This window comes from Streptomyces flavalbus, assembly GCF_042674625.1.
GTDB classification, from domain to species: Bacteria; Actinomycetota; Actinomycetes; order Streptomycetales; family Streptomycetaceae; genus Streptomyces; species Streptomyces flavalbus.
In genome coordinates this window covers 4,143,869-4,164,859 of the sequence record NZ_JBHTEB010000001.1, presented here as the reverse complement: position 1 = coordinate 4,164,859, position 20,991 = coordinate 4,143,869, and the positions used below count along the sequence as shown (strand labels likewise).

General features: G+C 71.0%; 19 protein-coding genes. 11 read left to right on the top strand and 8 right to left on the bottom strand.

The window, feature by feature from the left end; translation table 11 throughout:
* Positions 1–37 precede the first annotated feature (37 nt).
* Both ACFQZ6_RS18745 and ACFQZ6_RS18740 read left to right on the top strand, forming a co-directional pair.
* The gene (locus tag ACFQZ6_RS18745; protein ID WP_381610595.1) at positions 38–952 is read left to right on the top strand and encodes a hypothetical protein; all 915 of its coding nucleotides are present in this window, start codon (positions 38–40) and stop codon (positions 950–952) included.
* A 73-nt stretch (positions 953–1,025) separates the two neighbouring features.
* Positions 1,026–1,391: a PH domain-containing protein gene (locus tag ACFQZ6_RS18740; RefSeq protein ID WP_381610592.1), complete on the top strand. Its 366-nt coding sequence runs from the start codon at positions 1,026–1,028 to the stop codon at positions 1,389–1,391.
* A gap of 100 nt (positions 1,392–1,491) precedes the next feature.
* On the opposite strand, the gene aspS is transcribed toward ACFQZ6_RS18740, so the two are convergent.
* The gene (aspS, locus tag ACFQZ6_RS18735; protein WP_381610589.1) at positions 1,492–3,255 is read right to left on the bottom strand and encodes an aspartate--tRNA ligase; all 1,764 of its coding nucleotides are present in this window, start codon (positions 3,253–3,255) and stop codon (positions 1,492–1,494) included.
* A 152-nt stretch (positions 3,256–3,407) separates the two neighbouring features.
* On the opposite strand from aspS, the gene ACFQZ6_RS18730 reads away from it, so the two are divergent.
* Positions 3,408–5,537 carry an ATP-binding SpoIIE family protein phosphatase gene (locus ACFQZ6_RS18730; RefSeq protein ID WP_381610586.1) on the top strand — a complete coding sequence of 710 codons (2,130 nt, stop codon included), beginning with the start codon at positions 3,408–3,410 and terminating at the stop codon, positions 5,535–5,537.
* Between the two features lie 24 nt (positions 5,538–5,561).
* Here ACFQZ6_RS18730 and ACFQZ6_RS18725 read toward each other — a convergent pair whose 3' ends face one another.
* From ACFQZ6_RS18725 to ACFQZ6_RS18715, 3 genes are all read right to left on the bottom strand, one after another.
* A complete protein-coding gene (locus tag ACFQZ6_RS18725) occupies positions 5,562–6,641 on the bottom strand; it encodes an AI-2E family transporter (protein WP_381610584.1) in 1,080 nt (359 codons plus the stop codon).
* A gap of 85 nt (positions 6,642–6,726) precedes the next feature.
* A complete protein-coding gene (locus ACFQZ6_RS18720) occupies positions 6,727–7,698 on the bottom strand; it encodes a pirin family protein (RefSeq protein WP_381610581.1) in 972 nt (323 codons plus the stop codon).
* A gap of 107 nt (positions 7,699–7,805) precedes the next feature.
* Positions 7,806–8,270, bottom strand: coding sequence for an SseB family protein (locus ACFQZ6_RS18715; protein ID WP_381610578.1), 465 nt, complete (start codon positions 8,268–8,270; stop codon positions 7,806–7,808).
* A gap of 195 nt (positions 8,271–8,465) precedes the next feature.
* On the opposite strand from ACFQZ6_RS18715, the gene ACFQZ6_RS18710 reads away from it, so the two are divergent.
* From ACFQZ6_RS18710 to ACFQZ6_RS18700, 3 genes are all read left to right on the top strand, one after another.
* The gene (locus ACFQZ6_RS18710) at positions 8,466–10,292 is read left to right on the top strand and encodes an acyl-CoA dehydrogenase (RefSeq protein ID WP_381610575.1); all 1,827 of its coding nucleotides are present in this window, start codon (positions 8,466–8,468) and stop codon (positions 10,290–10,292) included.
* Positions 10,293–10,479: 187 nt separating this feature from the next.
* Positions 10,480–11,778, top strand: a complete 1,299-nt coding sequence (locus ACFQZ6_RS18705) for a M18 family aminopeptidase (protein ID WP_381610572.1) — start codon at positions 10,480–10,482, stop codon at positions 11,776–11,778.
* A gap of 92 nt (positions 11,779–11,870) precedes the next feature.
* Positions 11,871–12,122 (top strand): DUF6458 family protein, encoded by a 252-nt coding sequence (locus tag ACFQZ6_RS18700; RefSeq protein WP_381610570.1) that lies wholly within the window; start codon positions 11,871–11,873, stop codon positions 12,120–12,122.
* 23 nt (positions 12,123–12,145) lie between these two features.
* Here the strand turns inward: ACFQZ6_RS18700 and ACFQZ6_RS18695 are convergent, their stop codons facing one another.
* Entirely contained in the window at positions 12,146–13,972 is a 1,827-nt protein-coding gene (locus tag ACFQZ6_RS18695; RefSeq protein WP_381610567.1) for an NHL domain-containing thioredoxin family protein, read from the bottom strand.
* A 108-nt stretch (positions 13,973–14,080) separates the two neighbouring features.
* Entirely contained in the window at positions 14,081–14,473 is a 393-nt protein-coding gene (locus ACFQZ6_RS18690; RefSeq protein WP_381610564.1) for a cupin domain-containing protein, read from the bottom strand.
* A 51-nt stretch (positions 14,474–14,524) separates the two neighbouring features.
* Here ACFQZ6_RS18690 and ACFQZ6_RS18685 point away from each other — a divergent pair, with 51 nt between their 5' ends.
* Together ACFQZ6_RS18685 and ACFQZ6_RS18680 are read left to right on the top strand one after the other, a co-directional pair.
* Positions 14,525–15,535, top strand: coding sequence for a GlxA family transcriptional regulator (locus tag ACFQZ6_RS18685; RefSeq protein WP_381610561.1), 1,011 nt, complete (start codon positions 14,525–14,527; stop codon positions 15,533–15,535).
* Positions 15,532–16,026 (top strand): LURP-one-related/scramblase family protein, encoded by a 495-nt coding sequence (locus tag ACFQZ6_RS18680; protein ID WP_381610558.1) that lies wholly within the window; start codon positions 15,532–15,534, stop codon positions 16,024–16,026. The genes ACFQZ6_RS18685 and ACFQZ6_RS18680 overlap by 4 nt, the downstream gene beginning before the upstream one ends.
* 20 nt (positions 16,027–16,046) lie before the next feature.
* Here ACFQZ6_RS18680 and ACFQZ6_RS18675 read toward each other — a convergent pair whose 3' ends face one another.
* Complete coding sequence (locus ACFQZ6_RS18675; protein ID WP_381610555.1) at positions 16,047–16,946, bottom strand: D-alanyl-D-alanine carboxypeptidase family protein; 900 nt, start codon at positions 16,944–16,946, stop codon at positions 16,047–16,049.
* Between the two features lie 194 nt (positions 16,947–17,140).
* Between ACFQZ6_RS18675 and ACFQZ6_RS18670 the strand changes: the two genes are divergently transcribed.
* On the top strand, positions 17,141–17,794 hold the full coding sequence (locus ACFQZ6_RS18670; protein WP_381610552.1) for a GntR family transcriptional regulator: 654 nt from the start codon (positions 17,141–17,143) through the stop codon (positions 17,792–17,794).
* Entirely contained in the window at positions 17,791–19,101 is a 1,311-nt protein-coding gene (locus ACFQZ6_RS18665; protein ID WP_381610548.1) for an MFS transporter, read from the top strand. Before ACFQZ6_RS18670 ends, ACFQZ6_RS18665 begins: the two co-directional genes overlap by 4 nt.
* Positions 19,102–19,149: 48 nt before the next feature.
* Here the strand turns inward: ACFQZ6_RS18665 and ACFQZ6_RS18660 are convergent, their stop codons facing one another.
* Positions 19,150–19,974: a maleylpyruvate isomerase family mycothiol-dependent enzyme gene (locus tag ACFQZ6_RS18660; protein ID WP_381610545.1), complete on the bottom strand. Its 825-nt coding sequence runs from the start codon at positions 19,972–19,974 to the stop codon at positions 19,150–19,152.
* Between the two features lie 193 nt (positions 19,975–20,167).
* Here ACFQZ6_RS18660 and ACFQZ6_RS18655 point away from each other — a divergent pair, with 193 nt between their 5' ends.
* Positions 20,168–20,962, top strand: a complete 795-nt coding sequence (locus ACFQZ6_RS18655) for a carbon-nitrogen family hydrolase (RefSeq protein WP_381610542.1) — start codon at positions 20,168–20,170, stop codon at positions 20,960–20,962.
* The last annotated feature ends 29 nt before the right edge of the window (positions 20,963–20,991 follow it).

Genomic DNA, 20,991 nt, shown 5'->3' with positions numbered 1-20,991 from the left:
GCCGTCCACCCCCCTCGGGCCCCCCTCGGGAACATTCATGGTCAGCGCGCCCCACGAGGCGATGCACCGCATCTTCCAGGAGTACCCGGATCTGTTCTCCCGGGTCTCCGAGGTGCTGGGCATCGACTTCGCCCCGCCCACCTCGGTCACCGTCCTGTCCTGCGACCTCACCGAGACCCGGCCCCTCGAACGCCGCGTCGACACGTTACTCAGGCTGGAGTCGGAGAACGAGGAACCGCTGCTGCTCGCCGTTGAGGCGCAGGGCAGCAAGAACCCGGACAAGCCCGCGAGCTGGGCGTACTACGCGTCGTACCTGCTGGCGAAGTACCGCGTGCAGCCGTTGCTGCTCGTCGTCTGCCAGGACCGCGCGACGGCCGAGTGGGCAGCGCAGCCGGTCACCTTCGGACCGCCCCAGTGGCCCTTGCTGACTCTGCGCCCCCTGGTCGCCGGACCGCACAACATGCCGGTGATCACCGACCCCGCCGAGGCCCGCAAGGACCTTGCGCTCGCCACCCTGTCGGCGATCACGCATGTGGCCAACCGGGACATCGGCGCCATACTTAAAGCGGTAACCACCGTCCTGCGGGACACCCCGCACCCTCTGGCCGACCCGATCATCGAACTCATCGCCCAAGGCATGGGCACCAGCCCCGCCGCAGAACTGTGGAGGAACCTAGTGGCCGTGGACCTTTCCTTCTACAAGTCGCCCCTTTCCCAGGAACTCCGCGAGGCAGGCCGAGAGGCAGGCCGCGAAGAAGGCCGCGAAGAAGGCCGCGCTGAGCGCGCCGCACTGGACATCTTGAAGGTCCTGGCGAAGCGCGGCATCGAGGTCTCGGAAGAGGTGCAGGACCGGATCACCAGCTGCGACGACCTCGAAACCCTCGACCGCTGGCTCTTGGAGGCCGTCGTCGCCCCCACCGCCGAAGCGGTCTTCGCCGCCGACGAAGCCTGAGGCCATCCGGCCCTGGACAGCCCCTCACCAGCCATGATCCTCTGTGGGCAGCAACCAAGTGGGGGGACCACACATGGCACTCTTCGGCAACGCGCACGCCATCGATCCGGCGCAGGCGCAGCAGGAATACGCCCGTCTGCTGGGGCAGGGTGAGCAGGTGCACGCCGCGTATCTGTTGATCCGCGACACCATCCTGTTCACCGACCGGCGGCTGATCCTGATCGACAAGCAGGGCATCACCGGGAAGAAGACGGAGTACCACTCCATCCCGTACCGCAGCATCACGCACTTCGCGGTGGAGACCGCGGGCACCTTCGACCTCGACGCGGAGCTGAAGATCTGGCTCTCCGGCTCCGCGACGCCGCTCCAGAAGACGTTCACCAAGGGCGTCGACATTTATGAGGTGCAGGCGATACTGACGCAGTTCGTGGCCCGGTAGCGGAGCACTCCTCACCGCACCGGATACGACGACACCAGGTACGACGACGGAAGGCGCCCGGGACATCCACGTCCCGGGCGCCTTCCGTCTCAACCGGTCACTACTTCGGCTGCGGCTTCCGCACCGACAGGTGCAGTTCCCTCAGGCGCGTCTCGTCCAGCTCGGTCGGCGCGCCCATCATCAGGTCCTGGGCGTTGCCGTTGAGCGGGAAGGCGATGGTCTCGCGGATGTTGGGCTCGTCGGCGAGGAGCATGACGATGCGGTCGACGCCGGGGGCGATGCCGCCGTGCGGGGGGGCGCCGAAGCGGAAGGCGCGGAGCATTCCGGCGAACTGCTCCTCGACGGTCTCCCGGTCGTAGCCCGCGATCTCGAACGCCTTGAGCATGATCTCGGGCTCGTGGTTCCGGATCGCGCCGGAGGACAGCTCGACGCCGTTGCAGACGATGTCGTACTGCCAGCCGAGGATGTCCAGCGGGTCCTGGGTCTCCAGGGCCTCCAGGCCGCCCTGCGGCATCGAGAAGGGGTTGTGCGAGAAGTCGATCTTGCCGGTCTCCTCGTCCTTCTCGTACATCGGGAAGTCGACGATCCAGCAGAAGCGGAAGACGCCCTCCTCGAAGTGCCCGGCGCGCTTCGCGGCCTCCACCCGCACGCCGCCCATGATCTTCGAGACCTCGTCGAACTCGCCCGCGCCGAAGAACACGGCGTGCCCGGCGGCCAGCGACAGCCGCTTGGTCAGCTCGGCGACGTTCTCCTCGGTGAGGAACTTGGCGATCGGGCCGGACAGCGCACCGTCCTCGCCCACCCGCACCCAGGCCAGGCCCTTGGCGCCCAGCGAGACGGCGTACTCACCGAGCTGGTCGAAGAACTTCCGGGGCTGGCCGGAGACGTCCGGCACCGGCAGCGCGCGCACGTGCTTGCCCGCGAACGCCTTGAACTCCGAGCCCTCGAAGATGTCGGTGATGTCGACCAGCTCAAGCTGGGCGCGCAGGTCCGGCTTGTCGGAGCCGTACTTCAGCATCGCCTCGCGGAACGGGATGCGGGGGAACGGGGAGGTGACGTGGCGGCCACCGCCGAACTCCTCGAACAGCTCCGTCATGAGCTGCTCGATGGGCTGGAAGACGTCCTCCTGCTCGACGAAACTCATCTCGACGTCAAGCTGGTAGAACTCGCCCGGCGAGCGGTCCGCGCGGGCGTCCTCGTCGCGGAAGCAGGGCGCGATCTGGAAGTACCGGTCGAAGCCGGAGATCATCAGGAGCTGCTTGAACTGCTGCGGCGCCTGCGGCAGGGCGTAGAACTTGCCCGGGTTCAGGCGGGAGGGCACGACGAAGTCGCGGGCGCCCTCGGGGGAGGTGGCCGAAAGGATCGGGGTCGCCATCTCGTTGAAGCCGAGGGCCGTCATCTTGTGGCGGATGGCGGAGATGACCGCCGTACGCAGCATGATGTTGCGGTGCATCCGCTCGCGGCGCAGGTCCAGGAAGCGGTACTCCAGGCGCCGCTCCTCGTTGACCCCGTCCTCGGTGTTGATGGTGAAGGGCAGCGGGGCGGCGGCGCCCAGCAGCTCGACCTCGCCGACCTCGACCTCGATCTCACCGGTCGGCAGGTCGGGGTTGATGTTCTCGGTGCCCCGGGAGACGACCTTGCCGTCGACGCGGACCGTGGACTCCTTGGAGAGCTTGTCGAGCGCCTCGTAGGCGGCGGTGCCGGGGCGGGCGACGAGCTGCGTGATGCCGTAGTGGTCGCGCAGATCGATGAAGAGGATGCCGCCCAGGTCGCGCCTATTGTGCAGCCAGCCACTCAGCCGGACGTCGGTGCCGACGTCAGAGGCGCGGAGCTGCCCGCAGGTGTGGGACCTGTACCGATGCATCGTCGTTCATCCAGTCTTCGCGGATCGGGGGCGTGTTTCACGTGAAACACCCCCAGGGTACCGGGCAGCCGAAGATCAACTCTCATCCATAACAGCCGGGTCCCGTACGACTTCAGTGGCATCGTCCAATCACCTCTTCTTACAGTGGGGCCATGCGCACTGGTGAGCCCCTGCCCGCCGTGGGGCAGGTTCTCGCCGCCCTCGCGACCGGCCTCTGGCACTGGAACACCGCGACCGGGCAGGTCACGGTGGATGCCGAGGCCGCACGGCTGCTCGGCCTGCCCGCCGAACCGACGACGCTGACCGAGGCCCAGGTGCGGGCCCGGCTGCACCCCGTCGACTGGAACGAGATCACCGGCGTCGTCCAGCTCGCCGTCGCCGAGGGCACCCTCGCCGAGGTCCGAATCCGGGTGATGGACGACCGAGGGCGGGTCGTGCGCGTCGTACGGTCCCGGTCCAAGCCCACCTTCGACCGGGAGAAACGGGCCTACGAGCTGATCGGCACCCTCCAGGAGGTGACCGAACCGGCGCCGGGCACCCCCGCCGGGCGCAGAGCGGTCACCGGCGACTGGCGGCGCTCCCGGGAGGCGTTCCTGCTGGACGCGGGCCGGGCGCTGGCCGAGGCGCGGTCCACGGAGGAGGTGCTGCGGGTCGCCGCGGGGCTGTCGATGCCGGGGTTCTCACCGGACGGGCTGGCGGTGTTCGGGGTGGACGGCGACCGGCTGACGATCATCGGCCACCACGGTCAGCAGGACGGTGACGAGGGACCCTTCGCGGCGATGGCCGTGGACACCGACTATCCGGCGGCGGAGGTCGTGCGCAGTGGGCGGGCGGTGTACCTGTCGTCGCCGGAGCAGTACAAGGAGCGCTATCCGCTGACCTGGCCGCTGGCCCAGCACTTCGGCCGCCGCTCCTGGGCGTTCCTCCCGCTGATCGTGGCCGGGCGGACGATGGGCGCCTGGATGGCGGCGTTCACCTACCCGGTGGCGTTCACGCCGGACGAGCGGTCGGTGCTGACGACGGTGGCCCGGATGCTCGCCCAGGCCCTGTCCCGCGCCGGTGCCGCAGAGTCGGAGCGGGAGCTGACCGACGGCCTCCAGCGCTCCATGCTGCCCACGCTGATCCCCCGCATCCCCGGGATGAGCGTCGCCGCCCGCTACATCCCGACCGGCGGCGGGCTCCAGGTCGGCGGTGACTGGTACGACATGATCCCGCTGCCGAGCGGCCGGTTCGCGCTGGTCATCGGCGATGTGCAGGGGCATGACGTGCGGGCGGCGGGCCTGATGGGGCAGCTTAGGACGGCCCTGCGGGCGTATGCCTCCGAGGGGCACCGGCCCGACGCGGTGCTCTCCCGCGCCTCCCGCTTCCTGCACGGCATCAGCGTCGCCGCCGATGACGACCTCGCGGACCTGCGCTTCGCGACCTGCCTGTACGTCGAGGCCGACCCGGCGACCGGGGCGCTGGACATCGCCCGCGCCGGGCACCCGGACCCGGCGATCCGGATGGCCGACGGCACGGTGCTGAAGCGGCACACGGCGGGCGGGCTGCCGCTCGGCATCGACCCGGACGCCGACTACCCCACCACCCGGGTCCACCTGGAGCCCGGCGAGACGCTGCTGATCTGCACGGACGGCCTGATCGAGACCGGCGGGCACGACCTGGACACCGGCTGGCTGCGCATCCGCACCACGCTGGAGGAGCACAAGGGCGATCTGGAGGAGCTGGCCGACGCCCTGGTGCAGGCGGTGCACGGGCCGACCTCGTACTACACCACCGGCCCGCTCGTGGACCGGCGCGAGGACGACATCGCCCTGCTGCTGCTCTCCCGGGAGAACGGGGACGGCGCCCGCGGCGACTCGGTCACGGCCCGGCCGTCGGTGCGCCGGACGATGATGACGGTGGCGCAGGCCGAGCCGGAGCGGATCGGCGTGGCCCGGCAGCAACTGCGGGAGCTGCTGCACGACTGGGCCTCGCCCGACCAGGTCGACTCGGCGGTGCTGCTGCTCTCGGAGATGCTCACCAACGTGCTCGTGCACACCGACACGGACGCGCTGTTCACCGCCGAGGTGCTGGGCGGGCCGGGCGAGCGGCGGCTGCGGGTGGAGGTCACCGACGCCAGCGACGACCTGCCGCACAAGCGGCGCCCGGGGGAGCTGGCGTCCTCGGGGCGCGGTCTGATGCTGGTCGAGCTGCTGGCCGACGCCTGGGGCGTCGACCCGCGCGGCGAGGGCAAGAGCACCTGGGTGGAGCTGGCCGAGCGCCACGACCCGGCGGCCCCCTGAGCGTCGTAACGGCGCGGCGCGGTGCTACGACCCCGCGGGGCCCTGGGCGTCCGCTGCCTGGGCGTCGGCGGGCCCCTGGTCGCCGTACCGGTCCCGCAGTTCGTGGACGACGCCGAAGGCGGCGGCGGTCAGCGGCACGGCGAGCAACATGCCGAGGACCCCGGCGACGGAGGCGCCCGCGGTGATGGTGACCATGACGACCGCCGGGTGCATCTGCACGGTGCGGCTCTGGATCACCGGCTGGAGCACGTGCCCCTCCAGAAGCTGCACCGCCAGCACCACCCCGAGCACCCACAGCGCGATCACGAAGCCCCGGTCGGCGAGCGCCACCAGCACCGCCACCGCGCCGGAGACGAAGGCGCCCAGGTAGGGGACGTACGCGCCGACGAACACGAGCGCGCCCAGGCCGAGCGCGCCCGGCACGTCGAGGACGAGCAGCCCCACGGTGATGCACAGGGCGTCGATGAGCGCGATGAAGGTGGTGCCGCGCATGAAGCCCTCGACGGCGCGGAACGCCCGCCGCGCCATCGCCTCCAGCATCCCGGCGCTGCCGCGCGGCGCCACGGCGTGCAGCAGCCCGGCGGCCCGGTCGGAGTCGCGCAGGAAGAAGAAGACCAGCAGCAGGGCGAGTACGGCCATGGCGAGGGTCTCGCCGACGACGCTCACCCCGCTGATCACCCCGGAGGCGGCCGTCCCGCCGAACTTGTCCAGCAGCTCCCGCGCGTTGGAGGCCATGTCGTCCAGCGAGGTCCCGGCCGCCCCGAAGTGGTCGGCGAGGTCCTGCGCGGCGGTCTTCAGCGAGGCGAGGATCTGGTCGCCGGTGTCGATGAGCGCGGCGACGATGATGTAGACGGCGCCGCCGACCACGGCGACCACGGCGACACAGGTCAGCCCCGCCGCGACGGACCGGTTGACGTGCGCCTTGACCAGCCGCCGGTGCAGCGGCCCGAGCAGTGCGGTGCCCAGCAGCGCCAGCAGCACCGGCACGACGGCCGTCCGCAGCTCCGCGCAGAGCCGGATGCCGACCCACGCCACCCCCGCGACGAGCAGCAGCACCGCGCACCAGGCGGCGAGGCGGCGGACGGGTTCCGGGAGGAGCTGCACCCCTCCACCCGAACACGCCGCGGCCGGGCTGTCCTGCGTGGACTGCCCGGCCGGGTGATGTGCGGTGGTCAGGACGGGGGCGGGATCAGAAGCCGTCCTCGGTCATCCCGTGCACGGCGGGGACGGAGCCGAGGCGGCCCTTCTGGAAGTCCTCGAACGCCTGCTGGAGTTCGTCCTTGGTGTTCATGACGAACGGGCCGTAGTGGGCCATGGGCTCCCGGATCGGCTGGCCGCCGAGGAGGACGACCTCCAGGTCCGGGGTGTGGGAGTCCTGCCGCTCGTCCGCGCGGACCGTCAGCGAACCGCCCTCACCGAAGACCGCCGTCTGGCCCATGTGGACCGGACGCCGCTCCGCGCCGACCGAGCCGCGCCCGGCGAGGACGTACGCGAGGCCGTTGAAGTCCTCCCGCCAGGGCAGGGTGATCTCCGCGCCCGGCGCCAGGGTGGCGTGGATCATCGTGATCGGGGTGTGGGTGATCCCGGGGCCCGCGTGGCCGTCCAGCTCACCGGCGATGACGCGGAGCAGCGCGCCACCGTCGGGGGAGGTGAGGAGCTGCACGCTGCCGCCGCGGATGTCCTGGTAGCGGGGGGCCATCATCTTGTCCTTGGCCGGGAGGTTCACCCAGAGCTGGAGCCCGTGGAAGAGACCGCCGGAGACGACCAGGTGCTCCGGCGGCGCCTCGATGTGCAGCAGGCCCGCGCCCGCCGTCATCCACTGGGTGTCACCGTTGGTGATGGTGCCGCCACCGCCGTGGCTGTCCTGGTGGTCGAAGATGCCGTCGATGATGTAGGTGACGGTCTCGAAGCCGCGGTGGGGGTGCCAGGGGGTGCCCTTGGGCTCACCCGGCGCGTACTCCACCTCTCCCATCTGGTCCATCATGATGAACGGGTCGAGATAGCGGTAGTTGATCCCGGCGAACGCCCGGCGCACCGGGAAGCCCTCGCCCTCGAAGCCGCTCGGCGCGGTGGTGACGGCGAGCACGGGACGTGCCACGGCGTCTGCGGTGGCGTTCACGCGGGGCAGCGTCAGCGGGTTCTCGACGGTCACTGCGGGCATGTCGGTACCTCCTTGTGCGACCAGTTTAGTTGAGCGTTGAACTTTCTGCCACCCCCAACAGAGAAAGCCCGGAGGGCATTCCCTCCGGGCTCCTCACGTCACGGCGGTCAGCCGTACATCCGGCGCATGGCGAAGTCGACCATCTCCTCCACCGCCTTGGCGTCGAACACCATCCGGTGCTCGCCCTCCATGTCGAGGACGAAGCCGTAGCCGGTCGGCAGCAGGTCGATCACCTCGGCGCCGGTGATCACGAAGTACTTGGACTCCTTGCCCGCGTACCGGCGCAGTTCCTTCAGCGAGGTGAACATCGGGATCACCGGCTGCTGGGTGTTGTGCAGGGCGAGGAAGCCGGGGTTGTCACCGCGCGGGCAGTACACCTTGGAGGTGGCGAAGACCTGCTGGAAGTCCTCGGCGATCATCTGCCCGGTGGTGAACGCCCGCACCGCGTCCGCGAGCGAGGGCGGCGACGGCTCGGGGTACAGCGGCGGCTGCTGCCCGTAGCCGCCGCTCATCGGCTGCTGCGGAGGGGCGTACTGCTGCTGGGGGCCCACGTTCTGGTCGTAGCCGTACATGAGCGCAAGCGTACCGAGCGCGGCGGCCCGCCAGACGGGGGTCGCCCGGACGGTTCCGGTGTGCCCTGTCACAGATGACGGGAACGGGGTTGCTTCTTATTACCGACGGGTAGCATCATGCGTAACCACTTATCGGTACGTGAACTAGGTGCGAGGAGTCAGTGCCTCGCCGACTCTCTAACGGAGCCAGACGCCATGGGGCACTACAAGTCGAATCTCCGCGACATCGAGTTCAACCTCTTCGAAGTACTCGGGCGCGACAAGCTGTACGGCACCGGCCCGTTCGAGGAGATGGACGTCGACACCGCGAAGAGCGTCCTGGAGGAACTGACGCGGCTCGCCGAGAACGAGCTGGCGGAGTCCTTCACGGACGCCGACCGCAATCCTCCCGTCTTCGACCCGGAGACCAACACCGCGCCGGTCCCGGAGTCCTTCAAGAAGAGCTACCAGGCCTTCATGGACTCCGAGTACTGGCGGCTCGGCCTGCCCGAGGCCATCGGCGGTACGACGGCCCCGCCGTCGCTGATCTGGTCGTACGCGGAGCTGATCCTCGGCGCCAACCCGGCCGTGTGGATGTACTCCTCCGGTCCGGCCTTCGCCGGAATCCTCTACGACGAGGGCAACGACGTCCAGAAGAAGATCGCCGAGATCGCCGTCGAGAAGCAGTGGGGCTCGACGATGGTGCTCACCGAGCCGGACGCCGGTTCCGACGTGGGCGCCGGGCGCACCAAGGCCGTCGAGCAGGAGGACGGCTCCTGGCACATCGAGGGCGTGAAGCGGTTCATCACCTCGGGTGAGCACGACATGTCGGAGAACATCCTCCACTACGTGCTGGCCCGTCCCGAGGGCGCCGGTCCCGGCACCAAGGGCCTGTCCCTCTTCCTCGTCCCGAAGTACCTGTTCGACTTCGAGACCGGCGAGCTGGGCGAGCGCAACGGCGTCTACGCCACCAACGTCGAGCACAAGATGGGCCTGAAGGCGTCCAACACCTGCGAGATGACGTTCGGCGACCGGCACCCGGCCAAGGGCTGGCTGATCGGTGACAAGCACGACGGCATCCGCCAGATGTTCCGGATCATCGAGTTCGCGCGGATGATGGTCGGCACGAAGGCGATCTCCACGCTGTCGACCGGCTACCTGAACGCGCTGGAGTACGCCAAGGAGCGCGTCCAGGGCCCCGACCTGGCGAACTTCATGGACAAGACCGCGCCCAAGGTCACCATCACCCACCACCCCGACGTGCGCCGCTCGCTGCTGACGCAGAAGGCGTACGCGGAGGGGATGCGCGCCCTCGTCCTCTACACCGCCTCCGTCCAGGACACGATCGCCGTCAAGGAGGCCGCGGGCGAGGACGCCAAGGCCGAGCACGCGCTGAACGACCTGCTCCTGCCGATCGTCAAGGGCTACGGCTCCGAGAAGGGCTACGAGCAGCTCGCCCAGTCGCTGCAGACCTTCGGCGGCTCCGGGTTCCTCCAGGAGTACCCGATCGAGCAGTACATCCGGGACTCCAAGATCGACACCCTCTACGAGGGCACCACGGCGATCCAGGGCCAGGACTACTTCTTCCGGAAGATCGTCCGCAACCAGGGCGCCGCGCTGAACGTGCTCGCCGAGGACATCAAGAAGTTCCTCGCCCTCGGCACCGGCGGCGAGGAGCTGTCCGCGGCCCGCGAGCACCTGGCCAAGGCCGCCGTGGAGCTGGAGGCGATCGTCGGCCTGATGCTGACCGACCTCGCCGCCACCGAGCAGGACGTCAAGAACATCTACAAGGTGGGCCTGAACACCACCCGCCTGCTGATGGCCTCCGGTGACGTCGTCGTCGGCTACCTGCTCCTCAAGGGCGCCGCGATCGCCGCCGAGAAGCTCCAGTCGGCCTCCGCCAAGGACAAGGCGTTCTACACCGGCAAGATCGCCGCGGCGAAGTTCTTCGCGGCGACCGTGCTGCCGGGCGTCACCCTGGCCCGCAAGGTGGCCGAGGGCGTCGACCTGGACGTCATGGAGCTGGACGAGGACGCGTTCTAGCCCCTCTCCCGGAGGTGCTGGTCCCTCTCCTGGAGGTGCTGGTCCCTCTCCCGGAGGTGCTGGTCCCTCTCCCGCGGGTGCCGAGCGGGCCGTATCCGGACACAGCGTCCGGTACGGCCCGCTTCGTGCGCCCCGGCGCCGCCGCGACCCGTGAGGCGACCGTTCCCACGTCGTTAAGGTGAACTCCATGAGCGAACCCTCCCGCTTCGACCGCGGCCACACCGACGACCTCATGTCCTTCCTGGCGGCCAGTCCGTCGCCGTACCACGCCGTGGCGAACACCGCCGAACGGCTGGAGAAGGCGGGCTTCCGGCAGGTCGCCGAGACGGACGCCTGGGACGGGGCGAGCGGCGGCAGGTACGTGCTGCGCGGGGGCGCGATCGTGGCCTGGTACGTCCCCGAGGGAGCCGCGCCGCACACCCCGTTCCGGATCGTCGGCGCGCACACCGACTCCCCCAACCTGCGGGTCAAGCCGCTGCCGGACGCCGGGGCGCACGGCTGGCGGCAGATCGCCGTGGAGATCTACGGCGGCCCGCTGCTGAACTCCTGGCTCGACCGCGACCTCGGCCTCGCCGGACGGCTCAGCCTGCGCGACGGCTCCACCCGGCTGGTCAACGTGGACCGGCCGCTGCTGCGGGTGCCGCAGCTCGCCATCCACCTGGACCGCGCGGTCTCCTCCGAGGGCCTCAAGCTCGACAAGCAGCGCCACCTCCAGCCGGTCTGGGGGCTCGGCGACACCGTCCGCGACGGCGACCTGATCGCCTTCCTGGAGGCGGAGTCGGGGCTCGCGGCGGGCGAGGTCTCGGGCTGGGACCTCATGGTGCACTCCGTGGAGCCGCCCGCCCACCTGGGCCGCGACAGGGAGCTGGTGGCGGGCCCCCGGATGGACAACCTGCTCTCCGTGCACGCCGGTACGGCCGCCCTGGCGGCGGTCGCGACAGCCGACGCGGACCTGCCCTACATCCCCGTCCTCGCCGCCTTCGACCACGAGGAGAACGGCTCCCAGTCCGACACCGGCGCCGACGGGCCGCTGCTCGGCGGGGTGCTGGAGCGCTCGGTGTTCGCGCGGGGCGGTACGTACGAGGACCGGGCGCGCGCCTTCGCCGGGACCGTCTGCCTGTCCTCCGACACCGGGCACGCCGTGCACCCCAACTACGCCGAGCGGCACGACCCGACGCACCACCCGCGCGTCAACGGCGGCCCGATCCTGAAGGTCAACGTCAACAACCGCTACGCCACCGACGGTTCGGGGCGCGCGGTGTGGGTGGCGGCCTGCGAGAAGGCGGGCGTGCCGTTCCAGTCGTTCGTCTCCAACAACTCCATGCCCTGCGGCACCACGATCGGCCCGATCACCGCCGCCCGGCACGGCATCAAGACCGTCGACATCGGTGTGGCGATCCTGTCCATGCACAGCGCGCGGGAGTTGTGTGGCGTGGACGACCCGCACCTGCTGGCGAACGCGCTGGTGGCGTTCCTCCAGGGCTGACCCGAAGGGGTGAGGACTGGCCGCCGGGGCTCCGGGTACCCGGTCCCGACCGGAAGCACGGAAGTACCGGACCGGGCAGGGAGGCGACAACCATGGGCCTCGGCGGGTGCATCATCCTCATCGCCGCGGGAGCCATCCTCACGTTCGCGACCGACTGGGACATGGAGGGAGTCAATCTCGACCTCGTCGGGATCATCCTCATGATCGTCGGGCTGATCGGCGTCACGACCTTCAGCAGCATCGCCAGGCGCAGGCGCGTGGTGGTACCCCCCTCGACGCCGGTCATCGACGAGGAACCGCACCACTCACGGCGGGACGGCTACAGCGACGGGTACGGGGTGTAAGTGGCAGTTGATGTGAGGCGCCGTCAGGCGTCCAGAGCGGCCAGGACCAGCGCCAGCCGATCCGTGCCGGAGTCCGTCAGCCGGACGGGGACGCCCCAGTCCCGCTGATGGACGTGGCAGGCGGGGTATGGGTTGGCCGGGTCGGCGTCACAGGACGCGGCCGTCGCGGACACGTGCAGCACCCCCTCCGCGACGGCCGGGTCGAGTTCCAGGGCGCGGGAGAGACCGTCTCCCGCGCCCTCGCCGTGCCACAGCAGCTCCGGCGGGGTCGCGGAGACCAGCAGCCGCGTCGAGGGGCCCTCTCTGGTGTCGAGCCGCTGGCCGGGCGGCGGTTGGAAGACCACCTCAAGGCGGAGCTTCCCGGCGACCTCGGTGACCGCGCGCCGCGTGGGGTGGGCGACGGCCGCCTCGCGGACCGCCTCCTCCGGCAGCCGCAGCCGGGTCAGCCGGTGCCGCGCGGACTCCACGACCACGATGTCCGCGCCGACCACCACGGCGGCACTGGGCTCGCGCAGGTCGGTGGCGAGGGTGGTGACCTCGCCGGTCGCCGGGTCGTAGCGGCGCAGGGCGTGGTTGTAGGTGTCGCTGACGGCGACCGAGCCGTCCGGCAGCGCGGTGACGCCCAACGGGTGCTGGAACAGCGCCTGTTCGGCGGCGCTGTCGCGGTGCCCGAAGTCGAACAGGCCGCTGCCCACGGCGGTGTGCACGGCGCCCTCCGGGTCCACCCAGCGCAGGGCGCTGGTCTCGGAGTCGGCCAGCCAGAGCCGGTCCGGCGTGGCCGCGAGGCCGGACGGCTGGGCGAACAACGCCTCGGCGCCCGGCCCGTCGAGCAGGCCCTCGTCCCTGGTGCCCGCGGCGACGGCGACGGTGCCGTCCTCCGGGTCGTAGGTCCATAGCTGGTGGACACCGGCCATGGCGATCCACACCCGGCCCCGCCACCAGGCCACGTCCCACGGCGAGGACAGGCTGACCTCGCGGGCCGGTCCCGACGTGGCGTCCCCGGGCCACCACTGCCGCCCCGTTCCGGCGAGCGTCGTCGTACGGCCCGTGGCCGGGTCGTAGCGGCGCAGGGCGTGGTTGACGGTGTCGGCGACCACCACCGAGCCGTCGGGCAGCGCGGCGAGCCCCTGCGGCTCCTGGAAGCGGGCGCGGCCCGCGGGGCCGTCGGTCAGGCCACGGGTGCCCTGGCCGATCCGCCGTACGACGGTCTCGCCGTCCGCCGCCAGCTCCACGAGCTGGTGCCGGGTGGTGTCGCTGACCAGGAGGTGCCCCGAGGGCAGCGCGACCGCCTTGCCGGGGAAGCGCAGTTCCGTCGGCTCCGGCTCCGGCGGCACGTACGGTCCGTCGCCGCGCCGCAGGGTGCCCTTCGCGGCGTGCTCGGCCACCAGCTCCGTCACCAGCCGGTCGATGGCGTGCACATGGCCCTCACCGGCGTGCTGCGCGACGACGTACCCCTCCGGGTCGATCACGACGAGCGTCGGCCAGGCGCGCACCGCGTACTGCTTCCAGGTGGCCAGCTCGGGGTCGTCGAGCACGGGGTGCCGCACCTCGTACCGCTCGACCGCGTCGACGACCGCCCGGTGGTCGGCCTCGTGGGCGAACTTGGGTGAGTGCACCCCGATCACGACCACCGTGTCCCGGTGCCGCTCCTCCAGCTCGCGCAGTTCGTCCAGGACGTGCAGGCAGTTGACGCAGCAGAACGTCCAGAAGTCCAGCACGACGATGCGTCCGCGCAGGTCGGCGAGGCGGTACTGGCTGCCGCCGGTGTTCAGCCAGCCGCCGCTGCCGGTCAGCTCGGGGGCGCGGACGCGGACGCGGCGGGGGGCCGGTGCCGGGGTGGAAGCGGTCATGGATCAAGCGTGCCACCCGCCACTGACAACGGCACCGGCCCGCTGATCGGCCCGCCGATCGGCCCGCTGACCGGCCGCCGATCGGCCCGCTGACCCGCCGCCGATCGGTCAGGCCAGCCGGTGCCCGGTCGTCGCGTCCACGTGGTCCGGCACGTCGTCGTGGCGGTCGCCCACGGTCAGGGTGCCGGTCGGCTCCAGGAGCAGGATCTGCGTCGGGACGGGCGCGTACGGCTTGTGCTCGGTCCCGCGCGGGACGGTGAACACGGCGTCCTTCCCCAGGACGACGGTGCGCTCCCCGTCCGCCTCGCGCAGGGCGATGTGCAGCTCCCCCTCAAGGACGAGGAAGAACTCGTCGGTGTGGTCGTGCACGTGCCAGACGTGCTCGCCCTCGACGTGGGTGACGCGCACGTCGTAGTCGTTGACGGTGGTGACGATGCGGGGGCTCCACTGCTCGGAGAAGGACGCGAGCGCGGAGGGGAGGTGGATGGGTTCCTGTGCCATGCGTCCATCCTGGGGTGGGCCGGAGCGCCGTACGAGTGCTAGAAATCGCATATGCCGCAAGATTCCTCTCAGCCCTCCGCGCGGGCGCCGCACCGGGTCGCCGTGATCGTGGACGAGGGCACCAACCCGTTCGAGGTCGGGGTCGCCACGGAGCTGTTCGGGCTGCCCCGGCCCGAACTGGGGCTGCCGGGCCCGCTGTACGAGGTGACGCTGTGCACGCCCACGCGGGAGGTGCGGATGAACCACGGCTTCTTCTCGATGGCGGGGGTGCCCGGCCTGGACGCGGTCGACGACGCCGACACCCTGGTGGTGCCGGGCCGCCCCGACAACGTCGTCCCGCGCGGGGCGGACGTCCTGGACGCCGTCCGGCGCACCCACGCGCGCGGGGCACGCGTCCTGAGCTTCTGCACGGGCACCTTCGCGCTCGCGGAGGCCGGTCTCCTCGACGGGCGCCGGGCCACCACCCACTGGATGTGGGCCGACTCCTTCCGCGAGCTGCACCCGCGCGTGCGGCTCGAACCCGACGTGCTCTTCATCGACGAGGGGGACGTCCTCACCGCCGCGGGGAGCGCCGCCGCGCTCGACCTCGGGCTGTACGTCATCCGGCGCGACCACGGCGCCGAGATCGCCAACGCCGTCTCGCGGCGGCTGGTCTTCGCCGCGCACCGGGACGGCGGGCAGCGGCAGTTCGTGGAGCGCCCGCTGCCCGACGTGCCCGACGCGTCGCTGGCGCCGCTGCTGGCGTGGGCGCGCGAGCGCCTCGGCGACCCGCTGACGGTGACGGACCTCGCGGAGCGGGCGGCGCTCTCCCCGGCCACCCTGCACCGGCGCTTCCGCGCCCAGCTCGGCACCACCCCGCTGGCGTGGCTGACCGGCGAGCGGGTGGCGCTGGCCTGCCGTCTGATCGAACGCGGCGAGGAGCGCCTCGACGTGGTGGCGGCCCGCAGCGGCCTGGGCACCGCGGCCAACCTGCGCGCCCTGGTGCGCCGCGAGACCGGACTCAGCCCGTCGGCCTACCGGCGGCGTTTCGGAACGGCCGCCGGGGAACCGGTGGTCCCATGAGATACCTCGTGCGCGACCGGCTGATCGGCTTCGGCGACGACTACTGGATCGAGGACCAGCAGGGCAACAAGGCGTTCCTCGTGGACGGCAAGGCGATGCGGCTGCGGGACACCTTCGAGCTGAAGGACCCCGAGGGCCGGGTGCTGATCGACATCCGGCAGAAACTGCTGTCCCTGCGGGACACCATGCTCATCGAACGCGACGGCGAGCCGCTGGCCACCATCCGCCGCAAACGCCTCTCACTCCTGCGCAACCACTACCGGGTGACCCTCGCCGAGGGCACCGAGCTGGACGTCAGCGGCAAGCTCCTGGACCGTGAGTTCGCCATCGAGTACGACGACGAACTCCTCGCGGTCGTCTCCCGCCGCTGGTTCCACCTGCGCGACACCTACGGGGTCGACATCGTCCGGGACGACGCCGACCCCGCCCTGCTCATCGCGGTGGCGGTCTGCGCGATCCACCTGGCGGAGAAGGAGCACGAGAACGCCTGAGAGGTGCCTCGTCGCGCCGGTTACCCCAGCCGGGCGAACCCGTAGTTGAGGATGCTCTTCGCGTCCGTCTCGCGCTGGCTGGCGGACGGCGCGGTGAGGACCGTGCCGATGACGGTCTTGCCGTTGCGGGTGGCGGCGAAGACCAGGCAGTACTTGGCCTGGCTGCCGGAGCCGGTCTTCACGCCGGTGGCGCCCGAGTAGTTGCTGAGCAGCGTGTTGGTGTTGGACCAGTTGTAGTACCGGTAGCCACCGCTGGCGGTGGTGACCTTCTGCTGGGTCGACTTGGTCTTGACGATCGTCCGGAAGTTCGGGCTCGTCATCGCGCTGCGGGCCAGCTTGGTCAGGTCGCGCGGCGTCGAGTAGTTCGAGCCGTTGCTGATGCCGTCGAACGAGTCGAAGTGCGTGTTCGTCATGCCGAGCTGGGCGGCCTTGCGGTTCATCTTGCCGATGAACGACTTCACGCGCGCCGCCCGCGTGTCACCCGTGCCGAACTTGTCCGCGAGGGCGTACGCCGCGTCGCAGCCGGACGGCAGCATCAGGCCGTACAGGAGCTGGCGGACGGTGACCTTGTCACCGACGATCAGCCGGGCGGAGGAGGCGTTCTTCGACACGATGTAGTCGCTGTACGCCTTCTTGATGGTGACCTTGGCGTCGAGGTTCAGGTTCGCCTGGGTCAGCACGACCTTCGCGGTCATGATCTTCGTGGTGGAACCGGTGGCGCGCTTGGTGTCCGCGGCCTTGGTGTAGAGCGTGGTGCCGTTGGAGCCGTCCATCGCGTAGCCGCCGAGGGCCGAGATGGTGGGCTTGGTGAGCGCCTGGGCGGGCGTCGCGGTGACGGCCCCGGCCGCGAGCATGGCGCCGGTGGTCATGGCGACCGCGGCGGCTCGGCGAAGACGGACGCCCTGAATGCCGGTTATCAAGTCGATTACCCCGATTGCTTGAATGCCCCTGCGGTGCGGCCGAGTTGGGGCGACAGGGTTGGGCCGCACGTATGTGACACGTAAGTACCAGGGAAGGTTGTGCGGCGGCTGTCGGAATCTTCGCCACCCGGGGCGCGGGGTCCGCATAGTGGACCGGCGCCCTCATGCGTACGTGATGTATCTATCCTGTGGGCATGACCTTGGCCGCCGTGAAGCAACCGCCCGCCGCAGACCGCGTCTACACGCACGTCAAAGAAGGGGTACTGGAGCGCCGCTACGAGGGCGGCACGCTCCTCACCGAAGGCGAGCTGGCCGAGGCCGTCGGCGTCTCCCGGACCCCGGTGCGCGAGGCGCTGCTGCGGCTGGAGGTCGAGGGACTGATCAGGCTCTACCCGAAGAAGGGCGCCCTGGTCCTGCCGGTCTCCGCGCAGGAGATCAAGGACGTCGTGGAGACCCGGCTGCTGGTCGAGGAGCACGCCGCGCGCAAGGCCGTACCGGCCCCGCCGGGCCTGCTGGAGCGGCTCGCGGAGCTGCTGGAGAAGCAGCAGCGGCAGGCCGCCGCCGGTGATCTCGCCGGGGCCGCCGTCACCGACCGCTGCTTCCACGCCGAGATCGTCCGCAGCGGCGGCAACGAGATCCTCTCCCGCCTCTACGACCAGTTGCGCGACCGGCAGCTCCGGATGGGCGTCGCCGTGATGCACTCGCACCCCGACCGGATCGCCAAGACCCTCGCCGAGCACGGGGAGATCCTCGAAGCGCTGCGCTCCGGCGACGCCGAGCGGGCCGTCGGGGTCGTCCACCGGCACATCGGCTGGTTCTCGCACCTGGCCCGGGGTGAGGTCCGATGAGCCGGACCGCCGCGCTGCCCGGTGACCCTCCCGGCGGCCGACGCGCCGTCGCCGTCTGGTCCATCGGCGTCTCGGTCTACTTCGTCGCCGTCATCTTCCGCACCTCCCTCGGCGTCGCGGGCCTCGACGCCGCCGACCGGTTCGGCGTCAACGCCTCGGCGCTGTCCACCTTCTCCATCCTCCAGTTGCTGGTCTACGCGGGGATGCAGATACCCGTCGGCCTGCTGGTGGACCGGCTCGGCACCAAGCGGGTGCTGACCATCGGCGTGGTGCTGTTCACGGCCGGACAGCTCGGCTTCGCGCTCTCCCCGTCGTACGGCATGGCGCTGGCGTCGCGGGCGCTGCTGGGCTGCGGGGACGCGATGACGTTCATCAGCGTGCTGCGTCTTGGCACCCGCTGGTTCCCGGCCCGGCGCGGGCCGCAGATCGCACAGCTCGCGGGGCTCGCCGGGATGGCGGGCAACCTGGTCTCCACGCTGCTCCTGGCCCGGCTGCTGCACGGCGTCGGCTGGACGGCGGCGTTCGGCGGCAGCGCGCTCGCCGGGGTCGTGGTCCTGGTGCTGTTGCTGCTCTTCCTGCGCGACCACCCCGAGGGCCACGAACCGGAGCCGTTCCCGCACCACGGCGCGGCCTACGTACGGCGCCAGATCGCCGCCTCCTGGCGGGAACCGGGCACCCGGCTCGGCCTGTGGGTGCACTTCACCACCCAGTTCCCGGCGATGGTGTTCCTGCTGCTGTGGGGGCTGCCGTTCCTGGTCGAGGCACAGGGCCTGTCCCGCGCCACCGCCGGTGAACTGCTCACCCTCGTCGTGCTGTCGAACATGGTCGTCGGCCTGGTCTACGGCCAGCTCGTCGCCCGGCACCACGGCGCCCGGCTGCCGCTCGCGCTGGGCACGGTGGGCGTCACGGCGGTGGTGTGGGCGTCGACCGTCTTCTACCCGGCGCTCACCGGGGCGGACCGGGCGCCGATGTGGCTGCTGATCGTGCTGTGCGCGGTGCTCGGGGCGTGCGGGCCCGCCTCCATGCTGGGCTTCGACTTCGCGCGCCCCGCGAACCCGCCGGAGCGTCAGGGCACGGCGTCCGGCATCACCAACATGGGCGGTTTCGTGGCGTCGATGACGACCCTGTTCGCGGTGGGCGTGCTGCTGGACGCGACCGGTGACGACTACACCGTCGCCTTGTCCTCCGTCTTCGTCCTCCAGGCCCTCGGCGTCAGCCAGATCCTCCGGCTGCGCCGCCGCGCCGCCCGCCGCGAGCGGGAACGGCTGGTGGCGAGCCGGGTGGAGACGGTGCACGTGCCCGCGTGAGACCCGGGGTCCAGGGCCCGGGCGGCCCCGGGCCTGCCCCGCGTCCGGCTACGGCGTGACCGTGAAGTTCCGCAGGATGGCCGTCGTCAGCTCCGGATCGCCGTCCGTCTTGACCCGGTCCTTCACGGCCTCCGGGGTGACCCGCCCGCAGGCCAGCCGCACGTACGTCTCCCAGTCGAGGGTGAGGGTGGCGGCCGGACCGAGCGCCGGGGTGGCCTCCACCGTGCCCCGCCCCTGGATGTCCACCCGCACCGTCCGCAGGAACTCCACCGGCCCGTGCACGTCGAAGACGATCGCCGAGCTGCGGGGCGCGTCCGCGCGGACGGCGACGACCTCGGGGAGCAGGTCGAGCAGCACGTCCCGGGCTATGTGGGCGCCGGGCGAGTCGAGGTTGCCGGGGCGGCCGAGGGCGGCGCGCAGGTCCTGTTCGTGCACCCACACGTTGAACGCGTGGCCCCGCATGGCCTCTTCCAGGGTCAGCTCGGCGCCGAGCGGCCCGCGCACCTTGCTGCCGGGGTCACGGGACTCGTTGCGAAGCTGGCGGTTGCGGCGGATGACCGTGTACTCCAGCTCGGAGGTCATCTCGGGGGCCGTGTGGTGGCGTCGGACGTCCACCTGCATCTCCATGTAACGCTGGTGATCGTTCGTCACATGGAACAGGTCGCGCGGGAGGGTGTGGATGGGGCGCGGGTCGCCGAGCATCTCGCAGTCGAGGCCGATGACATGGGAGACGACGTCGCGGACGGACCAGCCGGGGCACGGCGTACGCCGGTTCCAGTCGGCCTCCACGAGGGGAGTCACCAGCTCGGATATCGCTTCGATGGAGTGGGTCCAGGCGTCGGCGTAGGGCTGGAGAGTGGGATGCAGACTCACGGGAACGGGACCCCTCGGCGGTCGGTACACGGGCGGTTGGTGGCGGCGTTGCCAGCGGGAGGTGGCGGCTGTCGGCGGCTGTCAGCGGGTGTCGTGGAACGCTAAGTTACGCTGCTGAGCGGCACCCCGGCAGTGCTTTCGTGTGACGATCGTAGGCCCGTATGAACGGCTCGAATGCCAGGACGGTGGTAGTGTGCGCGCCTCCCTTCTCCAAATCGCCGTAGACGACACTGAATCGGTCGATTCACGTCGGCAACGCGTCGCCTCCCTGGTACGGGAGCAGGCCGGGGCCGACCTGGTCGTGCTGCCGGAACTGTGGACCACCGGCGCCTTCGCCTACCCCGACTTCGCGACCGAGGCGGAGCCGCTGGAGGGCCCCACCTACGAGGCGATGGCCAAGGCGGCGAGCGACGCGGGCGTCTGGCTGCACGCGGGCTCCATCCCGGAACGGGACCCTGACGGACCGCTCTACAACACCTCCCTCCTCTTCTCCCCCGCCGGTGAACTGACCGCCACCTACCGCAAGATCCACCGCTTCGGCTTCGACAAGGGCGAGGCCGTGCTGATGGGGGCAGGGCGGGACCTGGTGACGGCGCGTCTGCCGAACGCGACGGTGGGTCTGGCCACCTGCTACGACCTCCGTTTCCCGGAACTCTTCCGCGGACTCGTCGACGCGGGCGCGGACGTCCTCGTCATCCCGGCCGGGTGGCCGGAGCGCCGACGTGAGCACTGGACACTCCTGGCTCGGGCGCGGGCGGTGGAGAACCAGTCGTTCGTACTCGCTTGTGGAACGGCTGGCACCCACGCCGGGGTTCCGCAGGCGGGTCACTCGATCGTGGTAGATCCGTGGGGAGACGTCCTCGCGGAGGCCGGCCCCGGCGAGGAGACGCTCACGGTCTCGATCGACGTGGGGAAGGTCGCGGCCACCCGGGAGCAGTTCCCGGCGTTGAAGGACCGGGTGCTGGGGCTGGCCGAGCCGCGGCGGTGAACGCCGAACGGCCCCTGACCCCGGGAGCG

What these genes read in the sequence shown, in the direction of transcription:
- ACFQZ6_RS18680 (WP_381610558.1), top strand. Translation starts at nt 15,532, where the DNA reads ATGAGATACCTCGTGCGCGACCGGCTGATCGGCTTCGGCGACGACTAC.
- ACFQZ6_RS18715 (WP_381610578.1), bottom strand. Translation starts at nt 8,270, where the DNA reads ATGTACGGCTACGACCAGAACGTGGGCCCCCAGCAGCAGTACGCCCCT.
- ACFQZ6_RS18740 (WP_381610592.1), top strand. Translation starts at nt 1,026, where the DNA reads ATGGCACTCTTCGGCAACGCGCACGCCATCGATCCGGCGCAGGCGCAG.
- ACFQZ6_RS18730 (WP_381610586.1), top strand. Translation starts at nt 3,408, where the DNA reads ATGCGCACTGGTGAGCCCCTGCCCGCCGTGGGGCAGGTTCTCGCCGCC.
- ACFQZ6_RS18720 (WP_381610581.1), bottom strand. Translation starts at nt 7,698, where the DNA reads ATGCCCGCAGTGACCGTCGAGAACCCGCTGACGCTGCCCCGCGTGAAC.
- ACFQZ6_RS18700 (WP_381610570.1), top strand. Translation starts at nt 11,871, where the DNA reads ATGGGCCTCGGCGGGTGCATCATCCTCATCGCCGCGGGAGCCATCCTC.
- ACFQZ6_RS18695 (WP_381610567.1), bottom strand. Translation starts at nt 13,972, where the DNA reads ATGACCGCTTCCACCCCGGCACCGGCCCCCCGCCGCGTCCGCGTCCGC.
- ACFQZ6_RS18690 (WP_381610564.1), bottom strand. Translation starts at nt 14,473, where the DNA reads ATGGCACAGGAACCCATCCACCTCCCCTCCGCGCTCGCGTCCTTCTCC.
- ACFQZ6_RS18685 (WP_381610561.1), top strand. Translation starts at nt 14,525, where the DNA reads ATGCCGCAAGATTCCTCTCAGCCCTCCGCGCGGGCGCCGCACCGGGTC.
- ACFQZ6_RS18710 (WP_381610575.1), top strand. Translation starts at nt 8,466, where the DNA reads ATGGGGCACTACAAGTCGAATCTCCGCGACATCGAGTTCAACCTCTTC.
- ACFQZ6_RS18745 (WP_381610595.1), top strand. Translation starts at nt 38, where the DNA reads ATGGTCAGCGCGCCCCACGAGGCGATGCACCGCATCTTCCAGGAGTAC.
- ACFQZ6_RS18670 (WP_381610552.1), top strand. Translation starts at nt 17,141, where the DNA reads ATGACCTTGGCCGCCGTGAAGCAACCGCCCGCCGCAGACCGCGTCTAC.
- ACFQZ6_RS18705 (WP_381610572.1), top strand. Translation starts at nt 10,480, where the DNA reads ATGAGCGAACCCTCCCGCTTCGACCGCGGCCACACCGACGACCTCATG.
- ACFQZ6_RS18665 (WP_381610548.1), top strand. Translation starts at nt 17,791, where the DNA reads ATGAGCCGGACCGCCGCGCTGCCCGGTGACCCTCCCGGCGGCCGACGC.
- aspS (WP_381610589.1), bottom strand. Translation starts at nt 3,255, where the DNA reads ATGCATCGGTACAGGTCCCACACCTGCGGGCAGCTCCGCGCCTCTGAC.